The organism is Microbispora sp. NPDC046973, from assembly GCF_040644495.1.
In the GTDB taxonomy this organism is placed as follows: Bacteria; Actinomycetota; Actinomycetes; order Streptosporangiales; family Streptosporangiaceae; genus Microbispora.
The window spans coordinates 93,231-118,376 of sequence record NZ_JBEYWQ010000015.1; the positions used below are offsets into that span (position 1 = coordinate 93,231).

Consider the following 25,146-nt stretch of genomic DNA (forward strand, 5'->3'; position numbering starts at 1 on the left):
AGCCTCGTTGTACTCAGGGGTTCTATCGGACGCGCAGCAAGGCGGATCATTGGGACCCTCGCTCCGGTCGTGGAGCGCGAACTCTGGAACAGCGCGCATGCGCCGACTCGCGGGGCGTTCCTCCTGCCGGTCAGCAGGCAGCGGTCGCGGGCCTCGGCTCTGCGGGGCGTCGTGCGTACACCTCGATCTCGAACTTCATGCGGGGATCGGAGAGCCCGCACACGAGCATCGTCGCGGCTGGGCGGATGTCGCCGAAGCGGCGGCGCAGGGTCGGCCAGCACGGCTGGAAGTCCTCACGATTGGGCAGCAGGTATCTGACCCGGACGACGTCGGCGAACGAGCAACCCGCCTCGGCCAGTGCCGATTCGACGTTGCGCAGGCACTGCTCGGCCTGCTCGACCACGTCGTCGGAGATCGTCATGGTCGCGTAGTCGAACCCGGTCGTCCCGGACACGTGCACCCAGTCGCCGTCGATCACCGCCCGCGCGTAGCCGATCTCCTCTTCGAAGGTGGATCCACTCACGATCACGCGTCGCTCTGTCATGGGGCGAAAGGTAGGCAACCGGCAGCGATATGTCCAACACCTTCCGTTGAATCATCTGATATCCCTGAAGGTATGGACCGTCCTGAGCTCAGCCTCCAGCAGCTACACGCCTTCGCGGTCCTCTCCGAGGAACTCCACTTCGGGCGCACAGCGGAGCGGCTGGGCATCGCACAACCACCGCTCAGCCAGCAGATCCGCCGGCTGGAAGCGAAGGTCGGGCACCCGCTGTTCACCCGAGGCCCCGGCGCGGTCGCCCTCACCGAGGCAGGACGCCAACTCCTGCCCGCCGCCCGGCGCGCACTCGACGAGATCGCCGTCGGCCTGGACGCGGCCCGGCGCACTGGCAGCGGTGAGGCCGGTCGTATCCGGATCGGCTTTTCCGCATCGCTCGCGCTGACCGTCCTGCCGGGCTTGCTGCGCGCCTACCACGATCGGTTTCCCCAGGTGGAGATGGAGATCCGCGAGATGACCACGGCGCCGCAGGTGACCGCCCTGCACGAGCATGTGATCGACGTCGGGCTCCTGCGCGAGCCGCCGGACGAGCCGGGGCTGGCGACCGAGACGATCTTGTCCGAGGAGTTCATCGCGGTCGTGCCGGCCGCCCACCCCCTTGCGGCCCGGCGCGTCCTCCCGATCAAAGCACTCGCGGACGAACCGTTCGTGCTGCTGCCCCGCAGTGCCGGACCGATGTTCTACGACCGGATCCTCGACTTGTGTCGCAATGCGGGTTTCGAACCCCGCCTCGGCCAGCAGGCAATCGAATGGCAGACGGTCTGCGCGCTCGTCGAGGCGGGACTGGGAGTGTCACTCGCCCCGGCGAGCATCCGCCGGATCCGCCTCAAAGGTGTCGCATACCGCCGGATCGAACCGAACAACGCACGCACCACCGTCGCGGTGACCTGGCGTCGCGACGACCAGAACCCCCTGGTCACACGATTCCTGGAGGCCGCCCGCAGCGAACCCTGACTCCCCTCCTCCCTCTCAACCCGCCCGGCCGCCCTCTTCGGGCGCGGCGGGCTCTCTTCTCCCGCCCGAGCCGCTCGGTCCGAAGCCGATCGGTTCAACGGCACAGCGGCGCATCGAGGGCCGGTCTCACCACTCCCGGGCGGCGATCAGCTCCTCCGCGTCCACCTCCGCGAACCCGTATGCGGACGCCACGAACCAGAAGCCCTCGGCGATCACCTCTCGTGCGACGGTCTCGATATCGCTGCCGGCCGCCTCGAACTCTTCCCCCAGCGCGTTGAACTCCTCCGTCGCCGCCTCGGTGAGTACGTACAGCGCCGCCAGGTCCGACGGCTTCTCGGCCTCGATCCGCTCACAGAGCCTCAGAAGAATCGCCTTCCCCTTGTCGACGAGGTGATCGGGGTAGTAGCCGTCCTCGTACATGCCCCTGAGAAAGGCATGACCGGCCACGTGCTGGTTCGTCGGCGCCACCGCGATCTCCTGTCCCTGTCGACGGCTCGGTGATCCCGATGGTGCACCACGCCACCGACAATGCCCGGCAGGTGATCACTTCGTGGACGCGGCCGGCGGTGGGCCGAGGGCCATGACAGCCGCCGGTGCTCTCACTTCCCGCCGCTATCGCCCGCCTATCGGGCCGTACGGCGCAGCAGCGCCCGCTCCAGGCGGAGGAACCTGCGGACGCGCCGCGACGAGCGCAGCCGCCCCTGGCGGGCCTGGAGCCGGTCGCCCAGCTCGGCCAGCAGTTCCTCGTCCGCGAAGCGCTCGATCTCCGGGAACATCTGCAGTTCCTCGTCCAGGTGGGCGTGTGACTCCAGCACGTCGTGCAGCACGCCCAGCTCCCGGTCGAACCGCTCGGTGCGCGGGTCGGCGCACGTCAGCGCCGCGAGCTGGTCGGTGAGCTGGCGATGCTCGGACCACGCCGCCGCGGTGCCGGGGGTGATATGGCGCACGGCGGGATAGAAGATGTTCTCCTCGATCCGTTCGTGTATCCACAGCTCGTCGAACAGCTCGTCGGCGAGCGCACGCCGCCGTCCGGGCTGGGAGCGCGGTATCTCGCTCAGGCGCCGCATCATCGCCCGCAGCAACTCGTGGTGCTCCACGAGCACCCGCGTCGCCTTCTTCCGCTCCTGCCGAGCGGGTGCCTCCCGCACCTCCGTGAGCACCGGTGACCTTCTCCTCACGGCTGCACCTCCTGCTGGTGGACCAGCGCGCTGCCGGGAGGCGCGGTGGTCGCGACCGGCGCGCGGCGCACCTCGATCCACCCGTCGCGCACGCGGGTCTGGAAGCACGGCACGGGCCCGGTGGCCGGCCCGTTCAGACTCTCTCCACTGGACAGCTCGAACCGGGAGCCGTGCCAGGGGCAGGTGAGGGCGCCGTCGCGGAGCCAGCCCTCGGACAGCGGGCCGCGCAGGTGCGGGCAGGCGTTCTCCAGAGCGTGGATGCGGCCGTCCGCGCGGACCAGGACGACGTCCACGTCGCCCGCCCGCACCCGGTGGGGACTGTTGTCGGTCAGGTCGCGCTCGGCCAGCACGGGGGTGAAACGGCGTGGATCGAGCCGCCTGTCGGTCTGGTCGACCCCGATCCGGTGGCGGAAGACGAGCGTGCCGCCCAGGAAGCCGCTGGCCATGATCACGGGATAGCCGAGCAGGGCGGCGAGCCGCCCCCGCAGGTGGTGTCCCCGGCCCCGCTGCAGCCACGACCAGCCGTACAGGCCGAGGGCGAGCGTGTTGAGCGTGCCGTGGACCATGCCGATGCGCCGGGCGTTGTCATGCGTGTGCTGCCAGTCGTGCAGGCCCGTCGCCGCCGCGGCCAGCGCCCCGGCGAGGCCGACTCCCACGGCCGTGCGCGCTGCCCGCTTCTGCCCGGTGAGGTCCAGGACCAGCGCCGTCGTCCAGGAGCCGATCGGGAGGTCGGTGAGCACCGGGTGGAGCGGGTGTCCCAGCCAGACGCCGTGCAGGAGGCCGCGGGCGCGGCCCCGGGTGACCCCGAGGAGGTTCTCGGCGAACGCGAGACCCTGTTCGAGCCGATGACCCGGCCGGTCGAGGCGGCCGTCGCCTTCGATCGCGTCCAGCAACCGGTCCAGTGTGCGCTGAGCCATGTCCGATCCCAATCCCATCGCCGGATCGGCCCCGCAGCCTGCGGGAACGGGCGGAACGCGGGCGCTCGCCCGCGGTGCGTCTACCGCGACCTGCCCGTCCCGTATGGCATGAAACGCGCTGAATATCCGGTTCAGGTCAGGAAGGGGGCGACCGCACTCCACGAGGGGTCCTCGGCCACGTCGACGCGGGCCCGCCCCTCCTTCCACTCGGCCGCGAGCTCCTCGACCACGGGCGGCAGGGCCGCCGCTGGGTCGGCGTAGACGTGCAGCACCCGGCTGCGGTCGGCGCTCAGGTGGGCCGCCAGCACGGCCGAGCCGAGCGCGGCAAGCCGTCCGTTCAGCCGCTCCTCGAAGTCGCGCAGCGCGTCCAGGGAGGCTCCCTCGGGCAGCCCGTCGCCGTCGGCCTCCCGGTAGGGCAGGGTGACGGCGATGTGCTGGTCGAACAGCGGGAAGTCGACCGGCCTGAGGGGGTAGCGGGCGGCGGCGGTCAGCCGGCCGCCGGTGGCGGTGTGGCCTTCGAGGAGCGCCCACTGCTCCTCCTTGAACTCCTCCGCCACCTCGGCGACGACCGCGGGCAGGTGGACCGCGGGGAGGGCGTCGATCGGCTCGAACTCGGCGGCCACGATCTCGCCCACCCAGCGGGCCACCTCGTCCTCGCCGAGCAGCCAGTCGAGCGCGAGGAAGGCCGCCTCCGTCCGCGTGTCGTCGTCGACGTCGGGGAAGATCGGGTGGAAGGCGGTGACGTCCACGCGGGGCGAGCCGGGCGGCACGCGCAGCGCCACCACCAGCCGGTCGAGCCCGAACTCGCGACCGCCGACGTCGACCGTCAGATCCGCTGCCTGCGGGTTCGCCTGCCGCGACGGGTGGAACTCCCACATCGCGTCAGACGGCGGCCCGGCCAGGGCCCACCGGTGGGCGAACGGCCGCAGCTCCGGGTCGTTCGACGCGCTGACGACCAGGGCGTTCACGGCCATGCGGCCGGGAGCGATCTCCCAGACGAGGGACGGATGAAGGGCGGTGACGGCGGGGCCGATCATCTCGAACAGGGCCTCGGGGTCCTCCGCCTCGACGTGCGCGTCGATCTGGGGACGTGCCTCGTCCCACCAGGTCCAGAATTCGGCGATGGCCTCGGCGGGGTCGGCGGACTCGCTCTTGCGCCCGAACAGTCGCATGACCCCGCATCCTCCCAGGCGGCCCGCCCCGATGCCAACGCGGGCGCGCTCCCGCGGGGGGTAACCTCGATGTGTTATGGGTCCCACAGGAAAGCTCCGCGTCCTCGCCGCCATGTCCGGCGGGGTCGACTCCGCGGTGGCCGCCGCCCGGATCGCCGAGGCGGGGCACGACGTGACGGGCGTCCATCTGGCGCTGTCGTCCAACCCGCAGTCCTACCGCACCGGCGCGCGCGGGTGCTGCACGCTAGAGGACGCCCGCGACGCGCGCCGGGCGGCCGACGTCATCGGCATCCCCTTCTACGTGTGGGACATGGCGGAACGGTTCCACCGCGACGTGGTCGAGGACTTCGTCAGCGAGTACGCCGCGGGACGCACCCCCAACCCCTGCCTGCGCTGCAACGAGAAGATCAAGTTCGAGGCGGTGCTCGACCGGGCGCTCGCGCTCGGTTTCGACGCCGTCGCCACCGGCCACCACGCGCGGCTGGAGGACGGCGTGCTGCGGCGCAGCGTCGACGAGGCCAAGGACCAGTCGTACGTGCTGGGCGTGCTCACCCGGGAGCAGCTCGCGCACGCGATCTTCCCGCTGGGCGGCTCGACCAAGGCGCAGGTGCGCGAGGAGGCGGCGCGGCGCGGGCTGACCGTCGCCGACAAGCCCGACAGCCACGACATCTGCTTCATCGCCGACGGCGACACCCGGGCGTTCCTCGCCGATCGGCTCGGCGCGTCCGAGGGGCCGATCGTCGACGCGCTCACCGGCCAGGTGGTGGGCAGCCACCAGGGGGCGTACGGCTTCACGGTCGGGCAGCGCAAGGGCCTGCACATCGACCGGCCGGCCGCGGACGGCAGGCCGCGCTACGTGCTGTCGATCGAGCCGGTGTCCAACACGGTCACGGTCGGCCCCCGCACCTCCCTGGAGGTCCGGAGCATCGTGGGGGAGCGGCCGGTGTGGAACGGCCGGGTGCCGGAGCCGTACGAGCCGATCACCTGCACGGTCCAGCTGCGGGCGCACGGCGAGGTGTACGGCTGCCGCGCCCAGGTGTCCGGAGGCGAGCTGCACATCGAGCTCGACCGTCCGGCGACCGGCGTCGCGGCGGGGCAGGGGGCCGTCCTGTACGACGGGGACGCCGTCATCGGCTCCGCCACGATCGCCTCGGCCGTCTGACGTCAGACCTCGACGGACTCGCCGACGGGGATCCGGCGGAAGTCGCCCTTTTGCGCCTCGGCCTCCATGCCGAGCCAGTTGTCGACCAGCGTGAGGCCGATCTCGTTGTACAGGCCGTCGTGCGTCGAGTACGCCCGTGCGGGGCGTACGTCGCGCAGGTAGAGGATGGTGTCCGACGCCTTCAGCCACGGGCCGCCCGTCGGCACGAGCAGCGTGGGCACCTCGACGCCCGGAGGCGTGAGCGCGTCGCCCGGGTAGAACACCTCGTCGTCCACCAGGAAGCCGACGTTCTGCACGGGCGGGACGTCGGGCAGGTTGCGGGCGTGCCATTCGCCGATCGCCCGCACGCGGAAGCCCGCCGTGTCGAAGGCGTCGCCGTGGTGGACGGTCTGGACCTTCGCCGGGATCTCGCCGAGCTGGTCGGCGACGGCCTGGCAGGTGAAGACCTCCAGTCCTGGGTTCGCGTTCTTGAGCAGGTTCGCGTCCACGTGGTCGAAGTGCTCGTGAGTGATGAGCACGGCGTCCGCGCCGTCGAGGAGCCCCTCGCCGCTGAACGAGCCGGGGTCGATGACGAGCGTCCGCCCGTCCTTCTCCAGCCGCCAGCACGCGTGACCGAGTTTGGTGAGTTTCATAATCCCTAAGCTAGTGACCGTGAGCGACTATCCGTGGAGCGAGGCCACAGCCACCGGGGTGGGGTCCTATCCGGGCGAGGACCATCTGGAGGCGGTCAGGACGGCCTTCGGTGAACTGCCCATGCCCTACCTGCCCGAGCTGCCCGCCCGGGGCGTGGGCGCCGACATGATCGGCCGTACGGCGTCACTGCTGGTCGAGCTGCCCGTGGAGGTGCAGCCGTCCGGCTGGCGGCTCGCCGACCGGCCGGGACGGGACTTCAAGCGGGCCAGGGACCACCTCACCCGCGACCTCGACGGCCTGGAGGAGGTCTCCCAGGGCTACGAGGGACCGCTCAAGATCCAGGCATGCGGGCCGTGGACGCTCGCCGGGGCGATCGAGCTCAGGCACGGCGACAAGGTGCTCGCCGACGCGGGAGCCGTACGCGACCTGACCGAGTCGCTGGCCGAGGGGCTGGCGCAGCACGTTGCGGAGGTCCGGCGCCGGGTCCCGGGAGCCGACCTCGTCGTGCAGATCGACGAGCCGGGGCTGCCCGGGGTGCTCGCGGGCACGGTGCCGACCGCGTCCGGCTTCGGGCGGCTGCCCGCCGTCGAGTCCCCGATCGCGGCCGAGCGGCTGAGGACCGTGCTGACCGCGCTCGCGCCCGCCTTCCCTGTCGTCCACTGCTGCGCGCCGGGCGTGCCGTACGAGGTGATCCGTACGGCGGGCGCGCGGGGCGCGTCGGTGGACGCGGCGCTGCTGCGCCGCCGCGACGAGGACGAGCTGGGCGAGACGATCGAGAAGGGGCTCGCGCTGTTCCTCGGCGTCGTGCCGGGGACCGACTCCCGGCTCGCCGACGTCGGCGTGGTGGCCAAGCCGGCGGTCGAGCTGTGGCGTCGCCTCGGGTTCCCGCCCGCCCGGCTCGCCGAGCAGGTCGTGCTCACCCCCGCCTGCGGCCTGGCCGGGGCCTCGCCCAGGTACGCCAAGGCGGCGCTGGCCCGGTGCAGGGAGGCGGCGCGGGTGCTGCGCGAGGACCCCGGCGAGTAACGGGTGCCGGCGCTCCGCAGCGCGAGATGGATGCTGACACAGTCGAAGTGACATTCGCTGGAGGAAGCTCCATGGCGCCAGGTGGGGAACCGATGGTTGCCTTGGGGTATGGATTCGATCACCGCCATAGAGCGGACCGTCGTACCCGCCCGGGAGGCCAGGGCGGTGCGGGTGCCGCAGGGCCGGCGCGTCAGCGTCGTCGATCTCGAAGGCGGCCAGGTGGGCGACGTCTTCGCCTTCGCCGCCGATGACGTCACCGAGCACCTTAGCGCCTCGCATACGCGCAGTTCCACGAACCGGTTGTTCCCCGCCGTGGGGGAGCGGTTCGTCACCGATCGCCGCCGGCCGATCCTGACGCTCGTCTCCGACACCTCCCCGGGCCGGCACGACATGCTGATCGCCGCGTGCGATCCGGAACGGTACGCCGCGCTGGGCGCGCAGCCGTCCCATGCCTCGTGCGCCGGCAACCTGCACCGGGCGCTCGCCTCGATGGGATTGGCCGTTCCCTTCACCCCGCAACCGGTCAACGTGTTCATGCGGATCCCCGTCGACGAGGAGGGGCGGCTCGACTGGCTCCCCGCGGTCAGCCGACCGGGAGACGCGATCACCTTCCAGGCGGTCATGGACTGCGTTCTCGTGGTCTCCGCCTGCCCGCAGGACCTGGTGGCCATCAACGGCGGCGTGCCGACGTCGCTGGCGATCGACGTCCTGCCCGAATCCGACTGATCCCACGTTCCGAGGAGTGCGTTTCCGATGATGAGCGCGTTCACCCCGGGTCATCCGGCCCTGCTGCCCCTCCGTTTCGCCGGCCTCGACCTGCCCAACCGGCTCGCGGTCGCGCCGATGACCCGGGTCTCCGCGGCCCCCGACGGCACGCCGACCCCGGAGATGGCCGACTACTACACCGAATTCGCCGAAGGCGGCTTCGGCCTGGTGATCACCGAGGGCACCTACACGGACACCGTCTACAGCCAGGGGTATCGCAACCAGCCGGGCATCGTGTCGGACGCTCATGTCGCGGCATGGCGGGAGATCACCGGCCGCGTGCACGCCGCGGGCGGACGGATCCTGCTGCAGCTCATGCACGCCGGCGCCCTGTCCCAGGGCAACGCCTATCGCGACGAGACGGCCGGGCCGTCCGCCGTGCCGCCCCGCGGGGAGATGATGCCCGAGTACGGGGGATCGGGCAGGTGGCCGATCCCCAGGGAGATGAGCACGGCCGACATCGAGACGGCGATCGCCGGTTTCACCGGCTCGGCCGTACGGGCTCGAGAGGCGGGGTTCGACGGCGTCGAGGTGCACGCGGCCAACGGTTACCTGCTGGATCAGTTCCTCACCGACTACACCAACCGGCGGGCCGACTCGTACGGAGGCGACGTCGCGAACCGGGTGCGCTTGACGGCCGAGGTGGTGGCCGGCATCCGGGCGGAACTGGGCCCCGGCTTCTGTGTCGGGGTGCGGCTGTCCCAGGGCAAGGTCAACGACTTCACACACCGCTGGTCCGGGGGCGCCCGGGACGCGAAGATCATTTTCTCCGCACTCGCCGACGCCGGCGCGACCTACCTGCACATCGCCAGCGAGGGCCGCGACTGGATCGAGACCGCCCGCCTCGACGGCGACGTCACGATCACGGCCCTCGCCCGCGAGGTGACCGGCCTTCCGGTCGTCGCGAACGGCGGCATGCACGATCTCGCCCAGGCGGCACGGGTGCTCGCGGACGGCCATGCCGACATGCTGTCGGTCGCCAGGGGCGCGCTGGCCAACCCCGATCTGCCGCGGCGCCTCGCCCGGGGCCTGACGCTGGACCGGTTCGACCACGCGATGCTGGAGCCGATGGCGACGCTCGGCAACGCGCGCCGGTGGCTGCGGGCGGCGCGGGCCATGTCCTGATCGCGGGGAATGCGAGACTCGGCACACCAAGGACGGTGGAACGACGGCCGTGCGACCGGCCGGGAGAGGAAGGAGCGGGATGAGCGCGAACTGGCGTGACCGCGCCGCGGCCGTGGTGACCCTGACCTTCGACGTGGACGCCGAGACGCCCGTCCTCGCGCATGGGCGCGAGTACGCCCGGCACGCGAGCACCATGTCACACCAGGCGTACGGCCCGGAGGTGGGCCTTCCGCGCATCCTGGACCTGCTCGGCGAACTCGGCGTCCCGGCGACGTTCTTCGTCCCGGGCTGGGTCGCCGAGCAACGGCCGGGGCTGGCCGCGTCGATCGTGGAGCGCGGGCACGAGGTGGCACACCATTCCTACAGCCACCGCCCGCCCACCTCGATGACCGCACAGGAGGAACGCGCGGATTTCGAGCGTGGCCTGGAGGTGTTCGCGAGCCAGGGCATCGAGATCGCCGGGCATCGGGCCGCGCTGTGGGAGGCGTCGTGGCAGACCCCCGATCTCGTCGCCGAGCACGGCCTGCTCTACGACTCCTCCCTCATGGGTGACGACCGGCCGTACCGGCTGGTCACCGGGTCCCGCGACATCGTCGAGCTGCCCGTGCACTGGTCGCTCGACGACTGGGAGCAGTACGCGTTCCTCCCCGCGCCACACGTCGGCTCGGTGATCGAGTCTCCGGGCAAGGTGCTGGAGATGTGGCGCGCCGAGCTCGACGGGATGCGCCACTACGGATGCCTGTTCAACCTGTGTGTGCACCCGTTCCTGTCGGGCCGTCCGGGGCGTGCCATGGCGCTGCGCCGATTCGTCGAGTACGCGCTGGAGTGCGGGGACGTGCGGTTCGCCCGGTGCCGCGAGGTGGCCGAGCTGGCGGCGGCCGATCCGGACCTGACCACCCGCCGGCCCCGCCCGCCGGCCGTCGACCCCGAGGTCTATCCCTCGTAGGCGCGGTCGGCAGGCGCTGCTCAGCCCGTCTCGACGGCGAGGGCGAGGAACAGGTCGACGCGGTCCTCGGTGCGTCCCACATCCCTGCCGGTCAACTCGGCGATCTTCGCCAGGCGGTTGCGCAGGGTGTTGACGTGGATGTGCAGTGCCGCGGCCGTGGCCGCCCACTGCCCGTCGTGATCGAGAAAGGCGCGCAGCGTCGGTTCCAGATCGCTCCCGCGCCGGGCGTCGTGCTCCCGGAGCGGACCGAGCAGGTCGCGGGAGAAGCCGCGCAACGTCTCGGAGTCCACCAGCCCGAGCAGCAGCCGGTGCGTGCCCAGCTCGGCGAAGCGGCGAACCGCCGGCCCGCCGGGGGAGCGCCGGAGCACCCGGCACGCCTCCCGCGCGTGCAGCAGCGGCTGCCGGAGCCCCGCCGCGTGCGGAGCCACCCCGCCGAGCCCCGCGACCACCCGCCGGCCGGGGAAGCGCCTGCCCACGGCCGCCAGAAGGCGCTCGGCCAGGAGGGGGAGCTCGGGCTCGGGATGCCGCCAGGAGAGCACGGACACGACGTCCTGCGTCCCTCCGGCCACCAACGCGGGGATCCCGGAAGCGGAGAGGAACTCGCCGGCCACCTCGGCCAGGCCGGGCAGTGCGGCGGGCTCCGGCCCCGCGAAGGCCAGCGCGCACACGGCCAGCGGCCCCGCCGCGTCCACACCGAACGCCTGCAGCCTGCCGGCCACCTCAGCCGTGCGCTGCCCGCCGGACAGCACCATCTCCAGCAGCTCGCCGGCGAAGCGCATCTCGATCGCCTGCACCGCCTGCTGCTTGGCCACCTCCAGGCTGAGGAACCTGGCCGCCTGCTCCAGCGCCGCCCGCTCGGCCGGTTCGAGGCCGGACAGCGGGCGCAGGCAGACGAGCGCCGCGTCGACGTCACCCACCGCTCCCACGGGGAAGAGCGCGGCGAGGGTCTCGCCTCGGTCCGGCTGCAGGACCACCTCCAGCGCCGGCGGCCTGCGGGCCAGCCCGGCGGTCACCGCCCTGACCTGAGCGTCGTCGAGGTCGGCCCCTGCCGCCGCCAGCACCCGGCCCGTCCGGTCGACCACGGCGAGAGGCAGGTCGTGATCCCGCCGGAGTACGTCGAGCACACCGGACGGGCCGGCCCCACGCGAGATCGCGGTCGCCAGGGCGTCGCCCCTGCGGACCATTCCGACCAGGGCCTGCTGGCGCTGGTCGGTGTACATGGCGGAGACCGCCTGGGAGACCTCCGTGAACGGCACCGCCGGGGCGATCTCCAGCAGCGGCAGGCCCGCGTCCCGGCAGGCGGTGACCAGCTCCGGCGGGGTGCTCGGAGTCTGCGGACGCAACCCGAAGACGATTCCCGCCGCCCTCGCCAGCCGCACATTCGCCACGAACTCGGCGGCGCTCACCTGCCCCGTCCACAGGCCGTTGGTCAGCACCAGCTCCCGCTCCCGGACGTACGAGGAGGGGTCGGGGAGCTCGGTGTTGTGGACCCATGCGACGGGCTCGTCCAGGGCGCCCTCCGGGCCGGGCACCAGCACTTTCAGCTTCAGCGACGCGTTCGCGACCAGGGACCGCAGCGTGAACACCGTGTGAATCTACACAGCGGCCGGCCTGATCGCTAGAGCTTCGTCCATTTATCGGGCTCTGTCCCACCTGCTTGTGTGGTGGGCGTCACATCAGGGTGTGACGCCGGCACTATCAGGAGCAGCCATGCACAACCCCCCTCCTGCCGACTCGGCGGACGCGGTCCGTTTCGACTCCCACGGCATCGAGCCCATCTCCCCCTCGGCCCGCGACTCCACTCCATGGCAACAGTTCTGGATCTGGACGGGCGCCAACATCGCACCGATCAACTGGGTGCTCGGCGCCCTCGGCATCACCCTGGGTCTCAGCCTGGTCGAGACCGTCGTCGTCGTGGCCGTGGGCAACCTCGTGGGCTGCGCCGTGTTCGGCCTGTTCAACGTCATGGGACATCGCACCGGGGTCAACCAGATGGTGCTCGGCCGCGCGGCGTTCGGGCGCCGGGGGGCGATCGTGCCGGGCCTCGTCCAGGGTCTGCTGACCATGGGCTGGGTCGGGGTCAACACCTGGGTCGTGCTCGACCTCGTGCTGGCGATCCTCGCGCAGCTGGGCGTCCAGGGCGGCACCGGCCTGAAGTATCTGGTGGCCGCCGTCATCATGGGCGTCCAGCTCTTCCTGGCGCTGTACGGCTTCTACGCCATCCGCACCTTCGAGAAGTACACCGTGCCGGCCACCGTGGCGCTCATGGCCCTCATGACCGTCCTCGCGGTGAGCCAGGCCGACCCCCGGTGGACGACCGCCGCGGCGGCGCCGGGCTCGAAGATCACCGCGATCACGCAGCTCCTCACCGCGATCGGCGTCGGCTGGGGGATCACGTGGCTGCCCTACTCCGCCGACTACAGCCGCTTCGTCCGGGCCGGCGCGTCCGCCCGGTCCGTGTTCTGGTCCACCGCACTCGGCATGTACGTGCCGACCGTGTGGCTGGCCGCGCTCGGGGCGTACCTGGCCGCCTCGGGCAGCGGAGCCGACCCCGCTGGCCTGGTGACGAGCACCTTCGGAGTGATGGCGATTCCCGTGCTCCTGCTGATCATGCATGGGCCGGTCGCCACCAACATCCTCAACCTCTACTCCTGCTCACTCGCCGCCCTGTCCGTCGGCATCCGGATCGCCCGATGGAAGCTCACCCTCATCGCGGGTCTCGTGGCGTCCGTCGTGCTCGCGGTGTTCGTCCGGGCCGACAGCTTCGCCCACGCCTTCGACAACTGGATGGTCTCGATCCTGGTGTGGATCAGCCCGTGGGCGAGCATCGTCCTGGTCGACTTCTTCCTCCTGCGCCGCGGCCGGATCGACGTGCTCTCCCTCTACCGTGACGACGCCTCTGCCGCCGGCGGCGACGGCCGGCCCGCGATGATCAGCCTCGGGCTGGGCCTGCTCGCGGCGTGGAGCTGGCAGTTCGGGATGGTGCCCGCGACCCAGGGCCCCATCGCCCGGGCGCTGAACGGCACCGACTTCTCGTGGCTGGCCGGCGGCCTGGTCGCGGGCGGGATCTACTACCTGCTCGCCCGGGCGAGGACCGGCCGTACGTCCGGACAGCTGGAGGAGGCGCTGTCCCGATGAGCGCACGGATCCGCGTCATCACCACCGGAGGCACGATCGCCTCTGTGCCCGGCCCCGGCGGCGAGGTCAGCGTGGCCGTCGCCGGGCGCGACCTGATCGGTGCGGCCGGAGCGGCGGTGACCGTCGAGGTGGACGAGGCGATGCTCGTCCACAGCTTCAACCTCACGCTGGACGACATGCTGCGGATCGCGGAACGGGTCGCCGCGGCGGTCGCCGACCCCGAAGTGGACGGGGTCGTCGTCACCCACGGCACCGACACGATGGAGGAGACCGCGTTCTTCGTGGACCTGCTCCTGGGCGCCCACCGGACAGTGGTGTTCACCGGGGCGCAGCGGCACGCGGGCGAGCCGGACGGCGACGGGCCGCGCAACCTCGCGGACGCCCTCCAGGTCGCCGCCGCGACCGCGCGCCGGGGTCTGGGCGCCGTCGTCGTCATGGCCGGGCGGGTCCACGCCGCACGGTACGCGACCAAGGCCCACACTGTGGCGCCGGACGCCTTCGACTCACCCGGCTACGGTCCGATCGGCCGCGTGCACGACGGACGCGTCCATATCGCCGCCAGGCCCGAACGTCTCCCCGGCTTCACCCTGGCGGAGCTCGAGGGCCTGGCGGTCCGGGTGGACATCGTGCCCGCCTACCTCGGCGCCGACGGCGTCCATGTGGCCGCCTCCCGGGCGGCAGGTGCACGCGGGCTCGTCCTGGAGGCCCTGGGGGCGGGCAACCCGACCCCCGGCCTGCTCGGCGAGACCCGCGCGTGCGTCGCGGCGGGCATGCCCGTGCTCGTGACCTCGCGCTGCCACGCCGGTCCGTCCGTGCCGGTGTATGGCGCAGGAGGCGGGGCCACCCTGCAAGAGGCGGGCGCGGTCTTCGCCGGATCGCTCGCCGCCCCCAAGGCCCGGCTGCTGCTGACCGCCGCCCTCGCGGCCGAGCCCGGGCCCGCCGAGGCGCTGGCCCGGATCGGGCCGCACCTCACGATCTGACGTCCGCCGGGATCGCGCGGAGTGATCCAAGCGGTCTCCCAGCTCATCCCCAAGTGATTCACAAGCCCTGTCACCTATCTCTTGACGTGCTGGAAGTTCAGACGTTCAGGAGAAAGACCATGCGAAGCGCCGCGCGCCTTCTGCTCCCCCTCGCCGCCGCCGGGCTGTCCGCCGCTCTGGCCGCAGGTCTCGCCGCGGCTCCCGCCGCGGCTTCGGCGTCCTCGGCGGCGGAGACCTGGGAGTGGGGGCCCACAGCGTCCTCGGACACCAAGGGCTGGGCGAACGGGCACGTCCGGTCGGGCTCGTCGGGCCTGCGCATCGTCGGCGACCTCTACGACGCGGGCGGGGCCAGGACCTGCTCGTGGGTGAAGATCAAGTGGCTGACCGACCGCGGGAAGTACCGCACGGCGACCTACCGCAACTGCTCCCAGTCCACCCCGCGGACGTTCACGGTGAACGCCGGATACATGCTGCTGGCCAAGGCCATGGTCTGCAGGGGCAGCGCGTCCCGGATCACCGGCAAGTGCTCTCGCTGGGAACGGGTCTGGACCCAGGGAGGATGACCCTCGGGCCGGTCCCTCTCCATCCACAGCGACCGGCCCGAGTACACCCGGACAAAAAGGAATGAAAGTGGGCTGCAAGCGGTCTACCGTAATTCTCGATCGCTCCTGAGACGAGGGGCCGCGCGGTCTGGAGCGGCCCTCTCGACGAGCGGTCCGGCGGGGGCCGCCCACGTCCTCGGCGCGGCTCCCGCCCCCGTCCTTCGCGAACTGTCGGCCGCCGGAGATACGGTTGCCCTGGGTGTCTGACGAGGGGAGACGGGCGACGTGACCGACAGGGCTGACGAGACTGACGGGCTCGATGACGCCGGGTTTGATGACACCGGGCTTGACGACACTGAGCTTGCGGATGAGGCGAAGGGGCACGCGGAGGCCGCGAGCGAGGTCGACAGCGTGACGGGCGCCGCCGAGGCCGCCGGGAGCGCCGCCGGAGAAGCGCGGAGCGCGCCCGCCGAAGCCCGGGAGCGGCACGCCGAGCTGGCCGAGCTGCTCGAGGACGCCAACTGGCGTTACTACGTGCTCGACTCGCCCACCGTCAGCGACGCCGAGTACGACGGCTGGATGCGGGAGATCCTGGCGCTGGAGGAGGCGCATCCCGACCTGCGCACGCCGGACTCGCCCACCCAGAAGGTGGGGGCGCCGGTCTCCACGGAGTTCACCCCCGTCACCCACCTCCAGCGCATGGAGAGCCTCGACAACGCCTTCAACGACGCCGACCTCGCCGGCTGGCAGGCCAGGGCGGAGCGGCTGATCGAGGCCGACCCCGGGCCCTACCTGTGCGAGCTGAAGATCGACGGTCTCGCCGTGGCACTGGTCTACGAGAAGGGCCGTCTCGTGCGGGGCGCGACCCGGGGCGACGGGCGCACCGGCGACGACATCACCCCCAACATCCGCACGCTTGGCGACGTGCCGCACCGGCTCGACGGGGACGACGTCCCCGACCTGCTGGAGGTGCGCGGAGAGGTCTTCCTGCCGGTCGAGGGATTCAAGAAGCTCAACGAGCAGCTCATGGACGCGGGCAAGCCGCCGTTCGCGAACCCGCGCAACTCGGCGGCGGGTTCCCTGCGGCAGAAGGACCCGCGCGTCACCGCGCAGCGGCCGCTGCGGATGATCGTCCACGGCGTCGGCAAGTGGGAGGGCGGCGGCCCGCTGCCCGCCACGCAGTCCGCCGTCTACGAGCGGCTGCGTGACTTCGGGCTCCCGGTCAGCGACCGCTACAAGGTGGTCGGGAGCCTCGACGAGATCCGGGAGTTCGTCTCCTACTACAACGACCACCGCCACGACCCGGAGTACGAGATCGACGGCGTGGTGGTCAAGGTCGACCGGATTCCGGTGCAGCGGCAGCTCGGCAGCACCAGCCGGGCCCCCCGCTGGGCCATCGCGTTCAAGTACCCGCCCGAGGAGGTCACCACCAAGCTCCTCGACATCCAGGTCGGGGTGGGGCGCACGGGCCGGGTCACGCCGTTCGGCGTGATGAAGCCGGTGGTGGTGGCCGGGTCCACCGTGGAGCGCGCCACGCTGCACAACGCCTCGGAGGTCGCGCGCAAGGGCGTGCTGATCGGCGACACCGTGGTGCTGCGCAAGGCGGGCGACGTCATCCCCGAGATCGTCGGGCCGGTCGTGGACCTGCGGCAGGGCGGCGAGCGGGAGTTCGTCATGCCCACGCACTGCCCGGAGTGCGGCACGGAACTGGCCTACGAGCGGGAGGGCGACGCCGACCTGCGCTGCCCGAACGCCCGCTCCTGCCCCGCGCAACTGCGTGAGCGGATCTACTTCGCCGCCGGGCGCAACGCGTTCGACATCGACGGGCTGGGCTACGTCGCGGCGACCGCGCTGACCCAGCCGCTGCCGCCGCAGGAGCCGCCGGTCCGCACGGAGGCCGACCTGTTCGACCTGACCATCGAGAAGCTGCTGCCGATCAGATCGGTGGTCCGCGACCCCGACACGGGCCTGCCGAAGACCGATCCGGAGACCGGCGAGCCGAAGGTCGTCTCGTTCTTCGCCAACATCTCGGGCGAGCCCAGCAAGAACGCCGAACTGATCCTCCAGCAGCTGAAGGAGAAGAAGGACCAGCCGCTGTGGCGGGTGCTCGTGGCGCTGACGATCCGGCACATCGGCCCGCCCACGGCCCGCGCGCTCGCCGCGGAGTTCCGCTCGATCGACGCCATCGCGAAGGCGTCCGAGGAGGAGCTGGCGGCGGTGGAGGGCATCGGCCCACGGGTCGCTGAGACGATCAAGGAGTGGTTCGCGGTCGACTGGCACCAGGAGATCGTCGAGAAGTGGCGGGCCGCCGGGGTCCGGATGGCCGACGAGTCGCCCGCCGACGAGGGCCCGCGTCCGCTGGAGGGGCTCACCTTCGTCGTCACCGGGACGCTGTCGGACTTCAGCCGTGACGAGGCCGGCGAGGCCATCAGCGCCAGGGGCGGCAAGGTCACCTCGTCGGTGTCGAAGAAGACGAGCTTCCTGGTGGTGGGGGACAACCCCGGCTCGAAGTACGACAAGGCGGTCAAGGCCGGCGTCCCGATCCTCGACGAGGAAGGCTTCCACGTCCTCCTCGACGAGGGCCCCGACGCCGCCCGCGCCGTCGCCGTCACCCCCGAGGAGTGAGCGTGGCCTCGGCGGCGTAGTCGCCGCGATCAGGGGTAGATCCGCTCTAACGTAGATGTGATCAGACTTTGTCGCCATCGGCGGCATTGCGTCAGCAGAAGGCACCAGGTGCAGGAGCCCCGCTGACAGGACCTGAGCCTTCGCGTGAACGAGGCGATGTCCTCGGGAACAGGGGTATCTCCTCCGCTGTTGGCAGGGGCATGCCGACTTCTGCCCATGCGATACCGGAGGTCCTGCAGTACGCGGCCTTCACCACCGATCCCGCCGGCGGCAACATGGCCGGAGTCGTGCTCGACGCCGCAGGGCTGGATGAGGCGGCCATGCTCGCCATCGCCGCCGAGGTGGGCCATCCGGAGACGGCCTTCCTGCGCGAGGCTCCGGCGCGACTCGCCGACGCCGGTCGGGCCTTCACCGTCCGATATTTCAGTCCCAAGATGGAGGTACCGTTCTGCGGGCACGCCACGGTGGCATCGGCCGTCGCGCTCGCCGAACGGATCGGCCCGGGCGGCCTGGTCTTCGAGACGCGGGCCGGAACCGTACCGGTCGAGGTAGTGGCGGATGACGGCGGCGTGCTGTGGGCGACCCTGACCAGCGTGGAACCGTACGTCGAGCCGGTCAGCGAGCTGGACGTGGCACAGGCGCTCGACGCGCTGAAGTGGCGGATCGACGAGCTCGATCCCGGACTGCCCCCGAGGATCGCCTTCGCGGGATCGCGCCACCTGGTCCTGGCCGCCGCCACCCGCGAGCGCCTCGCCGATCTGGACTACGACTTCTCCCGGCTGGCTCAATACATGACCGATCGGGATCTCATCACCCTGCAACTGGTGTGGCGGGAGTCGGCGGACACCTTCCAGGTGCGTGATCCCTTTCCCGTCGGCGGAGTGGTGGAGGACCCGGCCACCGGAGCCGCCGCAGCCGCTTTCGGGGCGTATCTGCGGGACCTCGGCGAGGCCGGTCCCACTGCGAGGCTGACCCTGCACCAGGGTGTCGACCTGGGACGGCCCGGTCTGCTGCGGGTGGAGCTGCGAGAAGGGGACGCCAGGGTCCGGGTTTCCGGCGCGGCGGTGCCTGTTCCGGCCGGCGGCTGATTCGGCTCGCGTCGACCCGACCCACCCGCGCGGGCTGCGCGAGCGCCGGAGTGCATCTGATCGGCTTGGCCGCTCTCGGGTTCGTGGAGATCCGCACCACTTGACGCGCCGCACGCGAAGGGCGTGCCGTACGGAGGGGGAGCCGTACGGCACGCCTGGACTATGCGATGGGGATCAGGAGGTGGTGCAGACCAGGGGGGACGGGGTGGACGGGGCTCCGCTGGAGCTGCCGAGGAAGCCGAACGTGGCGCTTCCGCCGGGGGCGATGTTGCCGTTCCAGCTCAGGTTCGAGGCCGTGATGCTGCCGGTGCTGCCGGTCAGGTTGGCGTTCCACGACTGGCTGATGGACTGCCCGCTGGGCATCGTCCACTTCACGGTCCAGTTGTTGATCGCCGAGGCGCCCGCGCTGGTCACGGTGACCTCACCCTGGAAGCCGCCCTGCCACGAGCTGACGACCTTGTAGACCGCCGTACAGCCCCGGTCGCCGGTGAAGGTCGGCGACGGAGACGGCGACGGCGACGCGGAGGGCGAGGCCGACGGAGACGGGGACGGCGAAGCCGAGGGGGACGGCGACGGCGAGGGCGACGGGGACCGGGTCGGGGACGGTGACGGGGACGGCGAGGGGGTGTACGGGGCGGCGATCGCCAGGTCGTAGGCCCGCTGCGGCACGAACTGCCCCGCGGGGGCGATGCAGCCGTCGGACTCGCCCGGAGGCTTGACCCACAGGTATGCCGCGATCGCCGAGTCGCCGGTGTTGGTGGTGCTCCAGGTGCCGGTGGCGCGGCCGGCCGGGTCGCACCACTCGGTGCCGACCGGGCCGTTGCCGTTGCGGCTGGTGTCGATCACGGCCTTCAGCCAGGAGACGCCGGTGGCGGCGATGACGCTCTTGGCGTAGGAGACCGCGCCCGAGGTGAAGCGGTAGTTGGAGACGTTGAGCGAGATGCCGTCCGCGCTGTTGGCGACGTCGGCCCCTCGCAGCCGGTTGGCCATGTCGGAGGCGCCCACCCAGGCGTCGTTGCCCGCGTCGAAGAAGACCTTGACGTTCGGGGAGGTGGCCTTGAACTTCTTCCCGGCGTACGCCATGGACGCCTGGACCTCGGCCTGCTGCGAGGAGTTCATGCAGTTCGGCATGATCGCCAGGGCGTCGGGCTCCAGGATGATGTAGGCTGGCCGCCCGCCGAGGCCCGCGGCGACCTGATCGATCCAGGCGCGGTAGGAGGCGTGGTCGGGGGCGCCGCCTGCGCTCGCGCCGCCGCAGTCGCGGTTCGGCATCTCGTACACGACCATGATCGGGATCTTGCCGGCGGAGGCGGCGGCGCCGACGTAGGCGTCGACCTGGCTGCGAACGGTCGAGGGGTTGTAGCTGGCGAACCACCGGCCCTGCGGGACGGCGGCGATGCGGTCCCTGATCACCGGGGCCTTGCTGTCGCCGGGGTTGGCGGCCACCCACTTGGCCGCGTTGGTCGTCGGATCCACGTAGAAGGCGGAGTCGGCGGCCTGTGCGGCGGAGGAGGTGAGCACGGACGCTCCCACCGCGGCCGTGGCGACCGCCGTGAGCACAGCCGCCGTCAATCTGCGAGACATGGAAATACTCCGTCCGGTAATGTGGGAGCGCTCCCACAGGTCTCTCGGATGGTAGGGAGCCGAAGGCGGGTCCAAGAAGGGCCGCTCGGGGTTTGTCTGGACGGCCAACCTAATAGGCGCAGGCGGGCGGGGGAACGGACCTGTGGAGCAATTGAAACTTTCACGGCAGCTCCGGTCAGACCGTGATATCTCCAGAAATCATGGTGACGGAGTGTGCCCAAGCGGTTTCGCGAAGTGGCCCAGAGGCCGTACCCTCCCATAGTGACCTCTTGGGGGGTTTCTTACCGATGACGCTTTCACGCGGTCTCATGCCGCTCGCCGGGGTGCCACGCGTCCTCCTGCCCGCCGTCGACCTGGGCGAAATGTCCACGCCCGTCGACACCCGGGACACCGGACCGCGCCCCGGCTCGCCTCTGTGGGCCTACCTCACGGCGGTCACCGCCGTCGGCGTCACCGCGCTGGTGATCGCGCAGGCACGGCTCGGCTTCGGCGAGCTGGGCGAGGTGGCCCGCACTCCGCTGTTCTGGATGCTGACCGTCCTGGTGGTGCTGGGCGAGCTGCGCCCGGTCATGTTCAGCTCCTCGACGCTGGTCGGGGGCACGCCGACCTCCACGATGTTCACCTTCGCCGTGCTGATGTACCAGGGACTGCCCACGGCGGTGCTGATGCAGGCGGTCGCGGTGGTGGTCAGCGGCCTGGTGCACCGCAGGGCCTGGCACCGGGTGCTGTTCAACCTCTCCCAGGTGACCCTGGCCTGCACGGCGGCCGCGGCGGCCTTCGCCGCGTTCGGCGCGCATCCGGCGCCCCGCGCGCCCTGGACGCCCGACGGCGGTGACATCCCGGCCATCGCGCTGGCCGCGGCGGCGTACTTCGCGGTCCGCGCGATCCTGGTCTGCCAGGCGGTGGCGCTGCACGAGCGCCGGCCGCTGGCCCGGGTGATGAAGGCGTCGATCGGCCCGCAGGCCCTCGTCTACGGGGCGCTGCTCGGACTCGCGCCGCTCGTCGTGGTCGTGATGGCGCACTCCACGGCCCTGGTGCCGCTGTTCGTCGCGCCGCTGACCGCGGTCTACTTCACCGCGACGCTTTCGCTGCGCCGCGACCACCAGGCCACCCACGACGGGCTCACCGGGCTGCCGAACCGCAAGATGCTCATCCTGCGCACCGAGGAGGCCCTGGCCGAGGCGCGCGAGCACGAGCGGGTGGGGCTGCTGCTGCTCGACCTCGACCGCTTCAAGGAGGTCAACGACACGCTCGGCCATCCGGTCGGCGACCGGCTGCTGCAGATCGTGGCCCACCGGCTCACCCACAGCGTGCGGCCCGGCGACGTGGTCGCCCGCCTCGGCGGGGACGAGTTCGCGGTGCTGCTGCCGTCGATCAGGGACGCCCAGGCGGCCAAGGAGGTCGCCTCGCGGCTGCGGGTCGCGCTGACCGAGCCGGTACGCCTCGAGGGCATGACCTTCGACCTCGACGCGTCGATCGGCATCGCGCTCTATCCCGACCACGCGCCGGACTTCGAGCTGCTCATGCAACGTTCCGACGTGGCGATGTACCTGGCCAAGGAGGGCCGCACCGGCGTCGAGTTCTACCTGCCGGGCAAGGACCGCAACTCGCCGGAACGGCTGAGTCTGCTCGGCGACCTGCGGCGGGCGATCGACGCCGACGAGCTGGAGCTCCACTATCAGCCCAAGGTGAGCCTGGAGGACGGCAGGGTCGAGAGCGTCGAGGCGCTGCTGCGCTGGTGGCATCCGGTGCGCGGGCCGATCTCGCCCGCCGAGTTCATCCCGCTGGCCGAGCAGTCGTACCTGATGCGCGAGCTCACCCAGCACGTCATCGGCCAAGCGTTGCGGCAGGCGGCCCGGTGGTGGCACGCGGGCATCGACGTGCCGGTCTCGGTCAACGTGTCGGCCCGCGACCTGCTGGATTCTGGCCTGCCCGAGCAACTGGAGTCCGGGCTGGAGAAGCTGGACCTGCCTCCTGAGGCCATCCGTCTGGAGGTCACCGAGCGCATCCTCATGACCGACCAGGCCTACAGCGCCGAGGCCATCCGCACCCTGGCCGGCCTCGGCATCCAGCTGGCCCTGGACGACTTCGGCACCGGCTACTCCTCCTTGGTCCGGCTCCAGCGGCTCCCGGTCTCCGAGGTCAAGATCGACGCGTCGTTCGTACGGCGGCTCGGGGAGTCGCCGGACGACGACCGGATCGTCCGCTCGATCATCGACCTCGTACGGTCCCTCGGGCTGCGGTCGGTCGCCGAGGGGGTCGAGTCGACGGAGGTCGCCACGTTGCTCCGAGAGATGGGCTGCCACGCGGGCCAGGGATGGTGGCTGGCCAAGCCCATGCCCGCGAGCGAGGCGACCACCTGGCTGCGCGGCCGGCTCAGCGCCGCCTTCCGGGACCGCGAGAGCGGCGGCGCCCGTCTCGCGCCGCACTGAACCGCCGCACTGAACCGCCGCACTGAACCGTCCGCATCGAGCTGCCCGCGATACGCCGTCCGCCATCGGGCCGTCCGCATCGACCTGTCCGTACTGGGCCGCCGCACGGGACCGCCACACTGGACCGCCACACTGGGCGGGCCACGATGCGGAAGTCGTATTAAGAGCATGTGACGCGGCGTCGTCGGGTCGGCCGCGCTCGGCGGCGAGCCCTAGGATGGGTAGGTCCAATCTCCATCATGAAACGGGTTCGACGACTCATGTCCGCCATAACCCGCGATGAGGTCGCTCACCTCGCCCGGCTGTCCCGGCTGGCACTGGCCGACGACGAGCTCGACCACTTCGCCGCCCAGCTCGACCAGATCGTCGGCGCCGTCGCCCGCGTCGCGGAGGTGGCGGCCGACGACATCCCGCCGTCCTCGCACGCGCTTCCGCTGACCAACGTCTTCCGGCCCGACGACGTACGGCCCGGCCTCACGCCCGAAGGCGCCCTGTCCGGCGCGCCCGCCGTGGAGGACGACCGCTTCCGCGTGCCGCGGATCCTCGGGGAGGAAGAATGAGCCTGATTCGCAAGACCGCCGCCGAGCTCGGCGCGCTGGTCGCCTCCCGAGAGGTCACCGCCGTCGAGGTCACCCAGGCCCACCTCGACCGGATCGCCGAGGTCGACGGCCGGGTCAACGCCTTCCTGCACGTGGACGCCGAGTCCGCGCTGGCGCAGGCACGCACGGTCGACGAGCGCATCGCCGCCGGCGAGACGCTCGGGCCGCTCGCCGGGGTGCCGATCGCGCACAAGGACGTGTTCACCACGACCGGCATGCCGACGACCGCCGGCTCGAAGATCCTCGAAGGCTGGCGCCCGCCGTACGACGCGACCGTGACCCGCCGCCTGCGCGAGGCCGGTCTGGTGATCCTCGGCAAGACGAACCTGGACGAGTTCGCCATGGGGTCGTCCACGGAGAACTCGGCGTACGGCCCGACCCGCAACCCCTGGGACCTGGACAGGATCCCGGGCGGCTCCTCGGGGGGCTCGTCGGCCGCGGTGTCCGCCTACGAGGCGCCGCTGTCCACCGGCACCGACACCGGCGGCTCGATCCGCCAGCCCGCCGCCGTCACCGGCATCGTCGGCATGAAGCCGACCTACGGCGGCTCGTCCCGCTACGGGCTGATCGCGTTCGCGTCCTCGCTCGACACGCCCGGTCCGTTCGCCCGCAACGTGCTCGACGCGGCGCTGCTGCACGAGGCGTTCTCCGGCCACGACCCGCTCGACTCGACCTCGATCGACGCGCCGGTCCCGCCGGTCGTCGAGGCCGCGCGGCACGCCGACGTGGCGGGCATGCGGGTCGGCGTGGTCAAGGAGTTCGGCGGAGAGGGCTACCAGGCCGGCGTCCTCGCCCGCTTCAACGAGGCCGTCGAACTGCTGGAGTCGCTCGGGGCCAAGGTCGTCGAGGTCTCCTGCCCGACCTTCTCCTACGCGCTGCCCGCGTACTACCTGATCGCGCCGTCGGAGTGCTCGTCCAACCTGGCGCGCTTCGACGCCATGCGGTACGGCCTGCGCGTCGGCGACGACGGCACCCGCAGCGCCGAGGAGGTCATGGCCCTGACCCGGGCGGCCGGCTTCGGCCCGGAGGTCAAGCGGCGCATCATGCTCGGCACGTACGCGCTGTCGTCCGGTTACTACGACGCCTACTACGGTCAGGCCCAGAAGGTCCGCACGCTGATCATGCGCGACTTCGAGGCGGCCTTCCAGCAGGTGGACGTGCTGGTCTCGCCGACCACCCCGACCACGGCGTTCCCGATCGGGGAGCGGGCCGACGACCCGATGGCGATGTACCTCGCCGACCTGTGCACGATCCCGACCAACCTGGCCGGCAACGCGGCGATCTCGGTGCCGTGCGGCCTGGCCGACGAGGACGGCCTGCCGGTCGGACTGCAGGTCATGGCCCCGGTCCTGGCCGACGACCGCTGCTACCGGGTCGGCGCCGCCGTGGAGAAGGCCTACGAGAGCCGGTGGGGCGGCCCGCTGCTGTCCCGCGCGCCCGCGCTCTAGTCGCCGAGGGGAGGGGAACGGCGGCATGATCACCCGCATCGAGATCGACGGCTTCAAGTCATTCCTGGACTTCCAGCTCGACATCCCGCCGTTCCTCGCCGTCATCGGCAGGAACGCCAGCGGGAAGTCCAACCTGCTCGACGCGCTGATGTTCGCGGCGGCCGTGGCCCGCGGAGACCGCCTTGTCGAGGCCGTCGCCGCGGCCCGCGGCGACGCCGCCTCGCTCTTCCACCTTTCGCCTGCTGGTGGACCGAAATGACCAACGCACTGGAGAATCTG

The 25,146-nt window shown here is 71.6% G+C and carries 23 protein-coding genes; 15 read left to right on the forward strand and 8 right to left on the reverse strand.

Annotated elements, in window-relative coordinates; genetic code table 11:
- Positions 1–130 precede the first annotated feature (130 nt).
- Positions 131–544 (reverse strand): RidA family protein, encoded by a 414-nt coding sequence (locus tag ABZ860_RS25800; protein WP_357224686.1) that lies wholly within the window; start codon positions 542–544, stop codon positions 131–133.
- Between the two features lie 72 nt (positions 545–616).
- Between ABZ860_RS25800 and ABZ860_RS25805 the strand changes: the two genes are divergently transcribed.
- Positions 617–1,510 (forward strand): LysR family transcriptional regulator, encoded by an 894-nt coding sequence (locus ABZ860_RS25805; protein WP_357224688.1) that lies wholly within the window; start codon positions 617–619, stop codon positions 1,508–1,510.
- Between the two features lie 126 nt (positions 1,511–1,636).
- Here the strand turns inward: ABZ860_RS25805 and ABZ860_RS25810 are convergent, their stop codons facing one another.
- From ABZ860_RS25810 to ABZ860_RS25825, 4 genes are all read right to left on the reverse strand, one after another.
- Positions 1,637–1,978 carry a DUF5713 family protein gene (locus ABZ860_RS25810; protein ID WP_357224690.1) on the reverse strand — a complete coding sequence of 114 codons (342 nt, stop codon included), beginning with the start codon at positions 1,976–1,978 and terminating at the stop codon, positions 1,637–1,639.
- A gap of 155 nt (positions 1,979–2,133) precedes the next feature.
- The gene (locus ABZ860_RS25815; RefSeq protein WP_357224692.1) at positions 2,134–2,688 is read right to left on the reverse strand and encodes a hemerythrin domain-containing protein; all 555 of its coding nucleotides are present in this window, start codon (positions 2,686–2,688) and stop codon (positions 2,134–2,136) included.
- On the reverse strand, positions 2,685–3,605 hold the full coding sequence (locus tag ABZ860_RS25820) for a Rieske 2Fe-2S domain-containing protein (RefSeq protein WP_357224694.1): 921 nt from the start codon (positions 3,603–3,605) through the stop codon (positions 2,685–2,687). The genes ABZ860_RS25815 and ABZ860_RS25820 overlap by 4 nt, the downstream gene beginning before the upstream one ends.
- A gap of 131 nt (positions 3,606–3,736) precedes the next feature.
- Positions 3,737–4,777 (reverse strand): DUF695 domain-containing protein, encoded by a 1,041-nt coding sequence (locus ABZ860_RS25825; protein ID WP_357224696.1) that lies wholly within the window; start codon positions 4,775–4,777, stop codon positions 3,737–3,739.
- Positions 4,778–4,853: 76 nt separating this feature from the next.
- Between ABZ860_RS25825 and mnmA the strand changes: the two genes are divergently transcribed.
- Entirely contained in the window at positions 4,854–5,939 is a 1,086-nt protein-coding gene (gene mnmA / locus ABZ860_RS25830; RefSeq protein WP_357224699.1) for a tRNA 2-thiouridine(34) synthase MnmA, read from the forward strand.
- A gap of 2 nt (positions 5,940–5,941) precedes the next feature.
- Here mnmA and ABZ860_RS25835 read toward each other — a convergent pair whose 3' ends face one another.
- Positions 5,942–6,571 (reverse strand): MBL fold metallo-hydrolase, encoded by a 630-nt coding sequence (locus tag ABZ860_RS25835; RefSeq protein WP_357224701.1) that lies wholly within the window; start codon positions 6,569–6,571, stop codon positions 5,942–5,944.
- Between the two features lie 19 nt (positions 6,572–6,590).
- Between ABZ860_RS25835 and ABZ860_RS25840 the strand changes: the two genes are divergently transcribed.
- The 4 genes from ABZ860_RS25840 (at position 6,591) to ABZ860_RS25855 (ending at position 10,431) form a co-directional block, all read left to right on the forward strand.
- Positions 6,591–7,595 carry a methionine synthase gene (locus ABZ860_RS25840; protein WP_357224704.1) on the forward strand — a complete coding sequence of 335 codons (1,005 nt, stop codon included), beginning with the start codon at positions 6,591–6,593 and terminating at the stop codon, positions 7,593–7,595.
- A gap of 108 nt (positions 7,596–7,703) precedes the next feature.
- Positions 7,704–8,321: an urea carboxylase-associated family protein gene (locus tag ABZ860_RS25845; RefSeq protein ID WP_357224706.1), complete on the forward strand. Its 618-nt coding sequence runs from the start codon at positions 7,704–7,706 to the stop codon at positions 8,319–8,321.
- 27 nt (positions 8,322–8,348) lie between these two features.
- Positions 8,349–9,485: an NADH:flavin oxidoreductase gene (locus ABZ860_RS25850; RefSeq protein WP_357224708.1), complete on the forward strand. Its 1,137-nt coding sequence runs from the start codon at positions 8,349–8,351 to the stop codon at positions 9,483–9,485.
- 79 nt (positions 9,486–9,564) lie between these two features.
- A complete protein-coding gene (locus ABZ860_RS25855; RefSeq protein ID WP_357224710.1) occupies positions 9,565–10,431 on the forward strand; it encodes a polysaccharide deacetylase in 867 nt (288 codons plus the stop codon).
- A gap of 20 nt (positions 10,432–10,451) precedes the next feature.
- Here ABZ860_RS25855 and ABZ860_RS25860 read toward each other — a convergent pair whose 3' ends face one another.
- The gene (locus tag ABZ860_RS25860) at positions 10,452–12,017 is read right to left on the reverse strand and encodes a helix-turn-helix domain-containing protein (protein ID WP_357224712.1); all 1,566 of its coding nucleotides are present in this window, start codon (positions 12,015–12,017) and stop codon (positions 10,452–10,454) included.
- Positions 12,018–12,141: 124 nt separating this feature from the next.
- Between ABZ860_RS25860 and ABZ860_RS25865 the strand changes: the two genes are divergently transcribed.
- The 5 genes from ABZ860_RS25865 (at position 12,142) to ABZ860_RS25885 (ending at position 18,804) form a co-directional block, all read left to right on the forward strand.
- The gene (locus ABZ860_RS25865) at positions 12,142–13,569 is read left to right on the forward strand and encodes a cytosine permease (RefSeq protein ID WP_357224715.1); all 1,428 of its coding nucleotides are present in this window, start codon (positions 12,142–12,144) and stop codon (positions 13,567–13,569) included.
- Positions 13,566–14,549, forward strand: coding sequence for an asparaginase (locus ABZ860_RS25870; protein ID WP_357224717.1), 984 nt, complete (start codon positions 13,566–13,568; stop codon positions 14,547–14,549). Before ABZ860_RS25865 ends, ABZ860_RS25870 begins: the two co-directional genes overlap by 4 nt.
- Before the next feature lie 119 nt (positions 14,550–14,668).
- Entirely contained in the window at positions 14,669–15,112 is a 444-nt protein-coding gene (locus ABZ860_RS25875) for a hypothetical protein (RefSeq protein WP_357224719.1), read from the forward strand.
- 390 nt (positions 15,113–15,502) lie between these two features.
- Complete coding sequence (gene ligA, locus ABZ860_RS25880; RefSeq protein WP_357224894.1) at positions 15,503–17,716, forward strand: NAD-dependent DNA ligase LigA; 2,214 nt, start codon at positions 15,503–15,505, stop codon at positions 17,714–17,716.
- A 200-nt stretch (positions 17,717–17,916) separates the two neighbouring features.
- Entirely contained in the window at positions 17,917–18,804 is an 888-nt protein-coding gene (locus tag ABZ860_RS25885; protein WP_357224721.1) for a PhzF family phenazine biosynthesis isomerase, read from the forward strand.
- A 174-nt stretch (positions 18,805–18,978) separates the two neighbouring features.
- On the opposite strand, the gene ABZ860_RS25890 is transcribed toward ABZ860_RS25885, so the two are convergent.
- Entirely contained in the window at positions 18,979–20,388 is a 1,410-nt protein-coding gene (locus ABZ860_RS25890) for a glycoside hydrolase family 6 protein (protein WP_357224723.1), read from the reverse strand.
- A gap of 362 nt (positions 20,389–20,750) precedes the next feature.
- Here ABZ860_RS25890 and ABZ860_RS25895 point away from each other — a divergent pair, with 362 nt between their 5' ends.
- The 4 genes from ABZ860_RS25895 (at position 20,751) to ABZ860_RS25910 (ending at position 25,126) form a co-directional block, all read left to right on the forward strand.
- On the forward strand, positions 20,751–22,820 hold the full coding sequence (locus ABZ860_RS25895) for an EAL domain-containing protein (protein WP_357224897.1): 2,070 nt from the start codon (positions 20,751–20,753) through the stop codon (positions 22,818–22,820).
- 260 nt (positions 22,821–23,080) lie between these two features.
- Positions 23,081–23,380: an Asp-tRNA(Asn)/Glu-tRNA(Gln) amidotransferase subunit GatC gene (gene gatC, locus ABZ860_RS25900; protein WP_030506108.1), complete on the forward strand. Its 300-nt coding sequence runs from the start codon at positions 23,081–23,083 to the stop codon at positions 23,378–23,380.
- Complete coding sequence (gene gatA / locus ABZ860_RS25905) at positions 23,377–24,867, forward strand: Asp-tRNA(Asn)/Glu-tRNA(Gln) amidotransferase subunit GatA (RefSeq protein WP_357224724.1); 1,491 nt, start codon at positions 23,377–23,379, stop codon at positions 24,865–24,867. Before gatC ends, gatA begins: the two co-directional genes overlap by 4 nt.
- 25 nt (positions 24,868–24,892) lie before the next feature.
- Positions 24,893–25,126: an AAA family ATPase gene (locus ABZ860_RS25910; protein ID WP_357224726.1), complete on the forward strand. Its 234-nt coding sequence runs from the start codon at positions 24,893–24,895 to the stop codon at positions 25,124–25,126.
- Positions 25,127–25,146 lie beyond the last annotated feature (20 nt).

Excerpts from the sequence above, each read along its gene's own strand:
- ABZ860_RS25870 (WP_357224717.1), top strand. The coding sequence starts at position 13,566 with ATGAGCGCACGGATCCGCGTCATCACCACCGGAGGCACGATCGCCTCT.
- ABZ860_RS25835 (WP_357224701.1), bottom strand. The coding sequence starts at position 6,571 with ATGAAACTCACCAAACTCGGTCACGCGTGCTGGCGGCTGGAGAAGGAC.
- ABZ860_RS25805 (WP_357224688.1), top strand. The coding sequence starts at position 617 with ATGGACCGTCCTGAGCTCAGCCTCCAGCAGCTACACGCCTTCGCGGTC.
- ABZ860_RS25850 (WP_357224708.1), top strand. The coding sequence starts at position 8,349 with ATGATGAGCGCGTTCACCCCGGGTCATCCGGCCCTGCTGCCCCTCCGT.
- ABZ860_RS25895 (WP_357224897.1), top strand. The coding sequence starts at position 20,751 with ATGTCCACGCCCGTCGACACCCGGGACACCGGACCGCGCCCCGGCTCG.
- ABZ860_RS25820 (WP_357224694.1), bottom strand. The coding sequence starts at position 3,605 with ATGGCTCAGCGCACACTGGACCGGTTGCTGGACGCGATCGAAGGCGAC.
- ABZ860_RS25875 (WP_357224719.1), top strand. The coding sequence starts at position 14,669 with ATGCGAAGCGCCGCGCGCCTTCTGCTCCCCCTCGCCGCCGCCGGGCTG.
- ABZ860_RS25825 (WP_357224696.1), bottom strand. The coding sequence starts at position 4,777 with ATGCGACTGTTCGGGCGCAAGAGCGAGTCCGCCGACCCCGCCGAGGCC.
- ABZ860_RS25885 (WP_357224721.1), top strand. The coding sequence starts at position 17,917 with ATGCCGACTTCTGCCCATGCGATACCGGAGGTCCTGCAGTACGCGGCC.
- mnmA (WP_357224699.1), top strand. The coding sequence starts at position 4,854 with ATGGGTCCCACAGGAAAGCTCCGCGTCCTCGCCGCCATGTCCGGCGGG.
- ABZ860_RS25910 (WP_357224726.1), top strand. The coding sequence starts at position 24,893 with ATGATCACCCGCATCGAGATCGACGGCTTCAAGTCATTCCTGGACTTC.
- ABZ860_RS25865 (WP_357224715.1), top strand. The coding sequence starts at position 12,142 with ATGCACAACCCCCCTCCTGCCGACTCGGCGGACGCGGTCCGTTTCGAC.
- ABZ860_RS25890 (WP_357224723.1), bottom strand. The coding sequence starts at position 20,388 with ATGTCTCGCAGATTGACGGCGGCTGTGCTCACGGCGGTCGCCACGGCC.
- gatA (WP_357224724.1), top strand. The coding sequence starts at position 23,377 with ATGAGCCTGATTCGCAAGACCGCCGCCGAGCTCGGCGCGCTGGTCGCC.
- gatC (WP_030506108.1), top strand. The coding sequence starts at position 23,081 with ATGTCCGCCATAACCCGCGATGAGGTCGCTCACCTCGCCCGGCTGTCC.
- ABZ860_RS25855 (WP_357224710.1), top strand. The coding sequence starts at position 9,565 with ATGAGCGCGAACTGGCGTGACCGCGCCGCGGCCGTGGTGACCCTGACC.
- ABZ860_RS25800 (WP_357224686.1), bottom strand. The coding sequence starts at position 544 with ATGACAGAGCGACGCGTGATCGTGAGTGGATCCACCTTCGAAGAGGAG.
- ABZ860_RS25845 (WP_357224706.1), top strand. The coding sequence starts at position 7,704 with ATGGATTCGATCACCGCCATAGAGCGGACCGTCGTACCCGCCCGGGAG.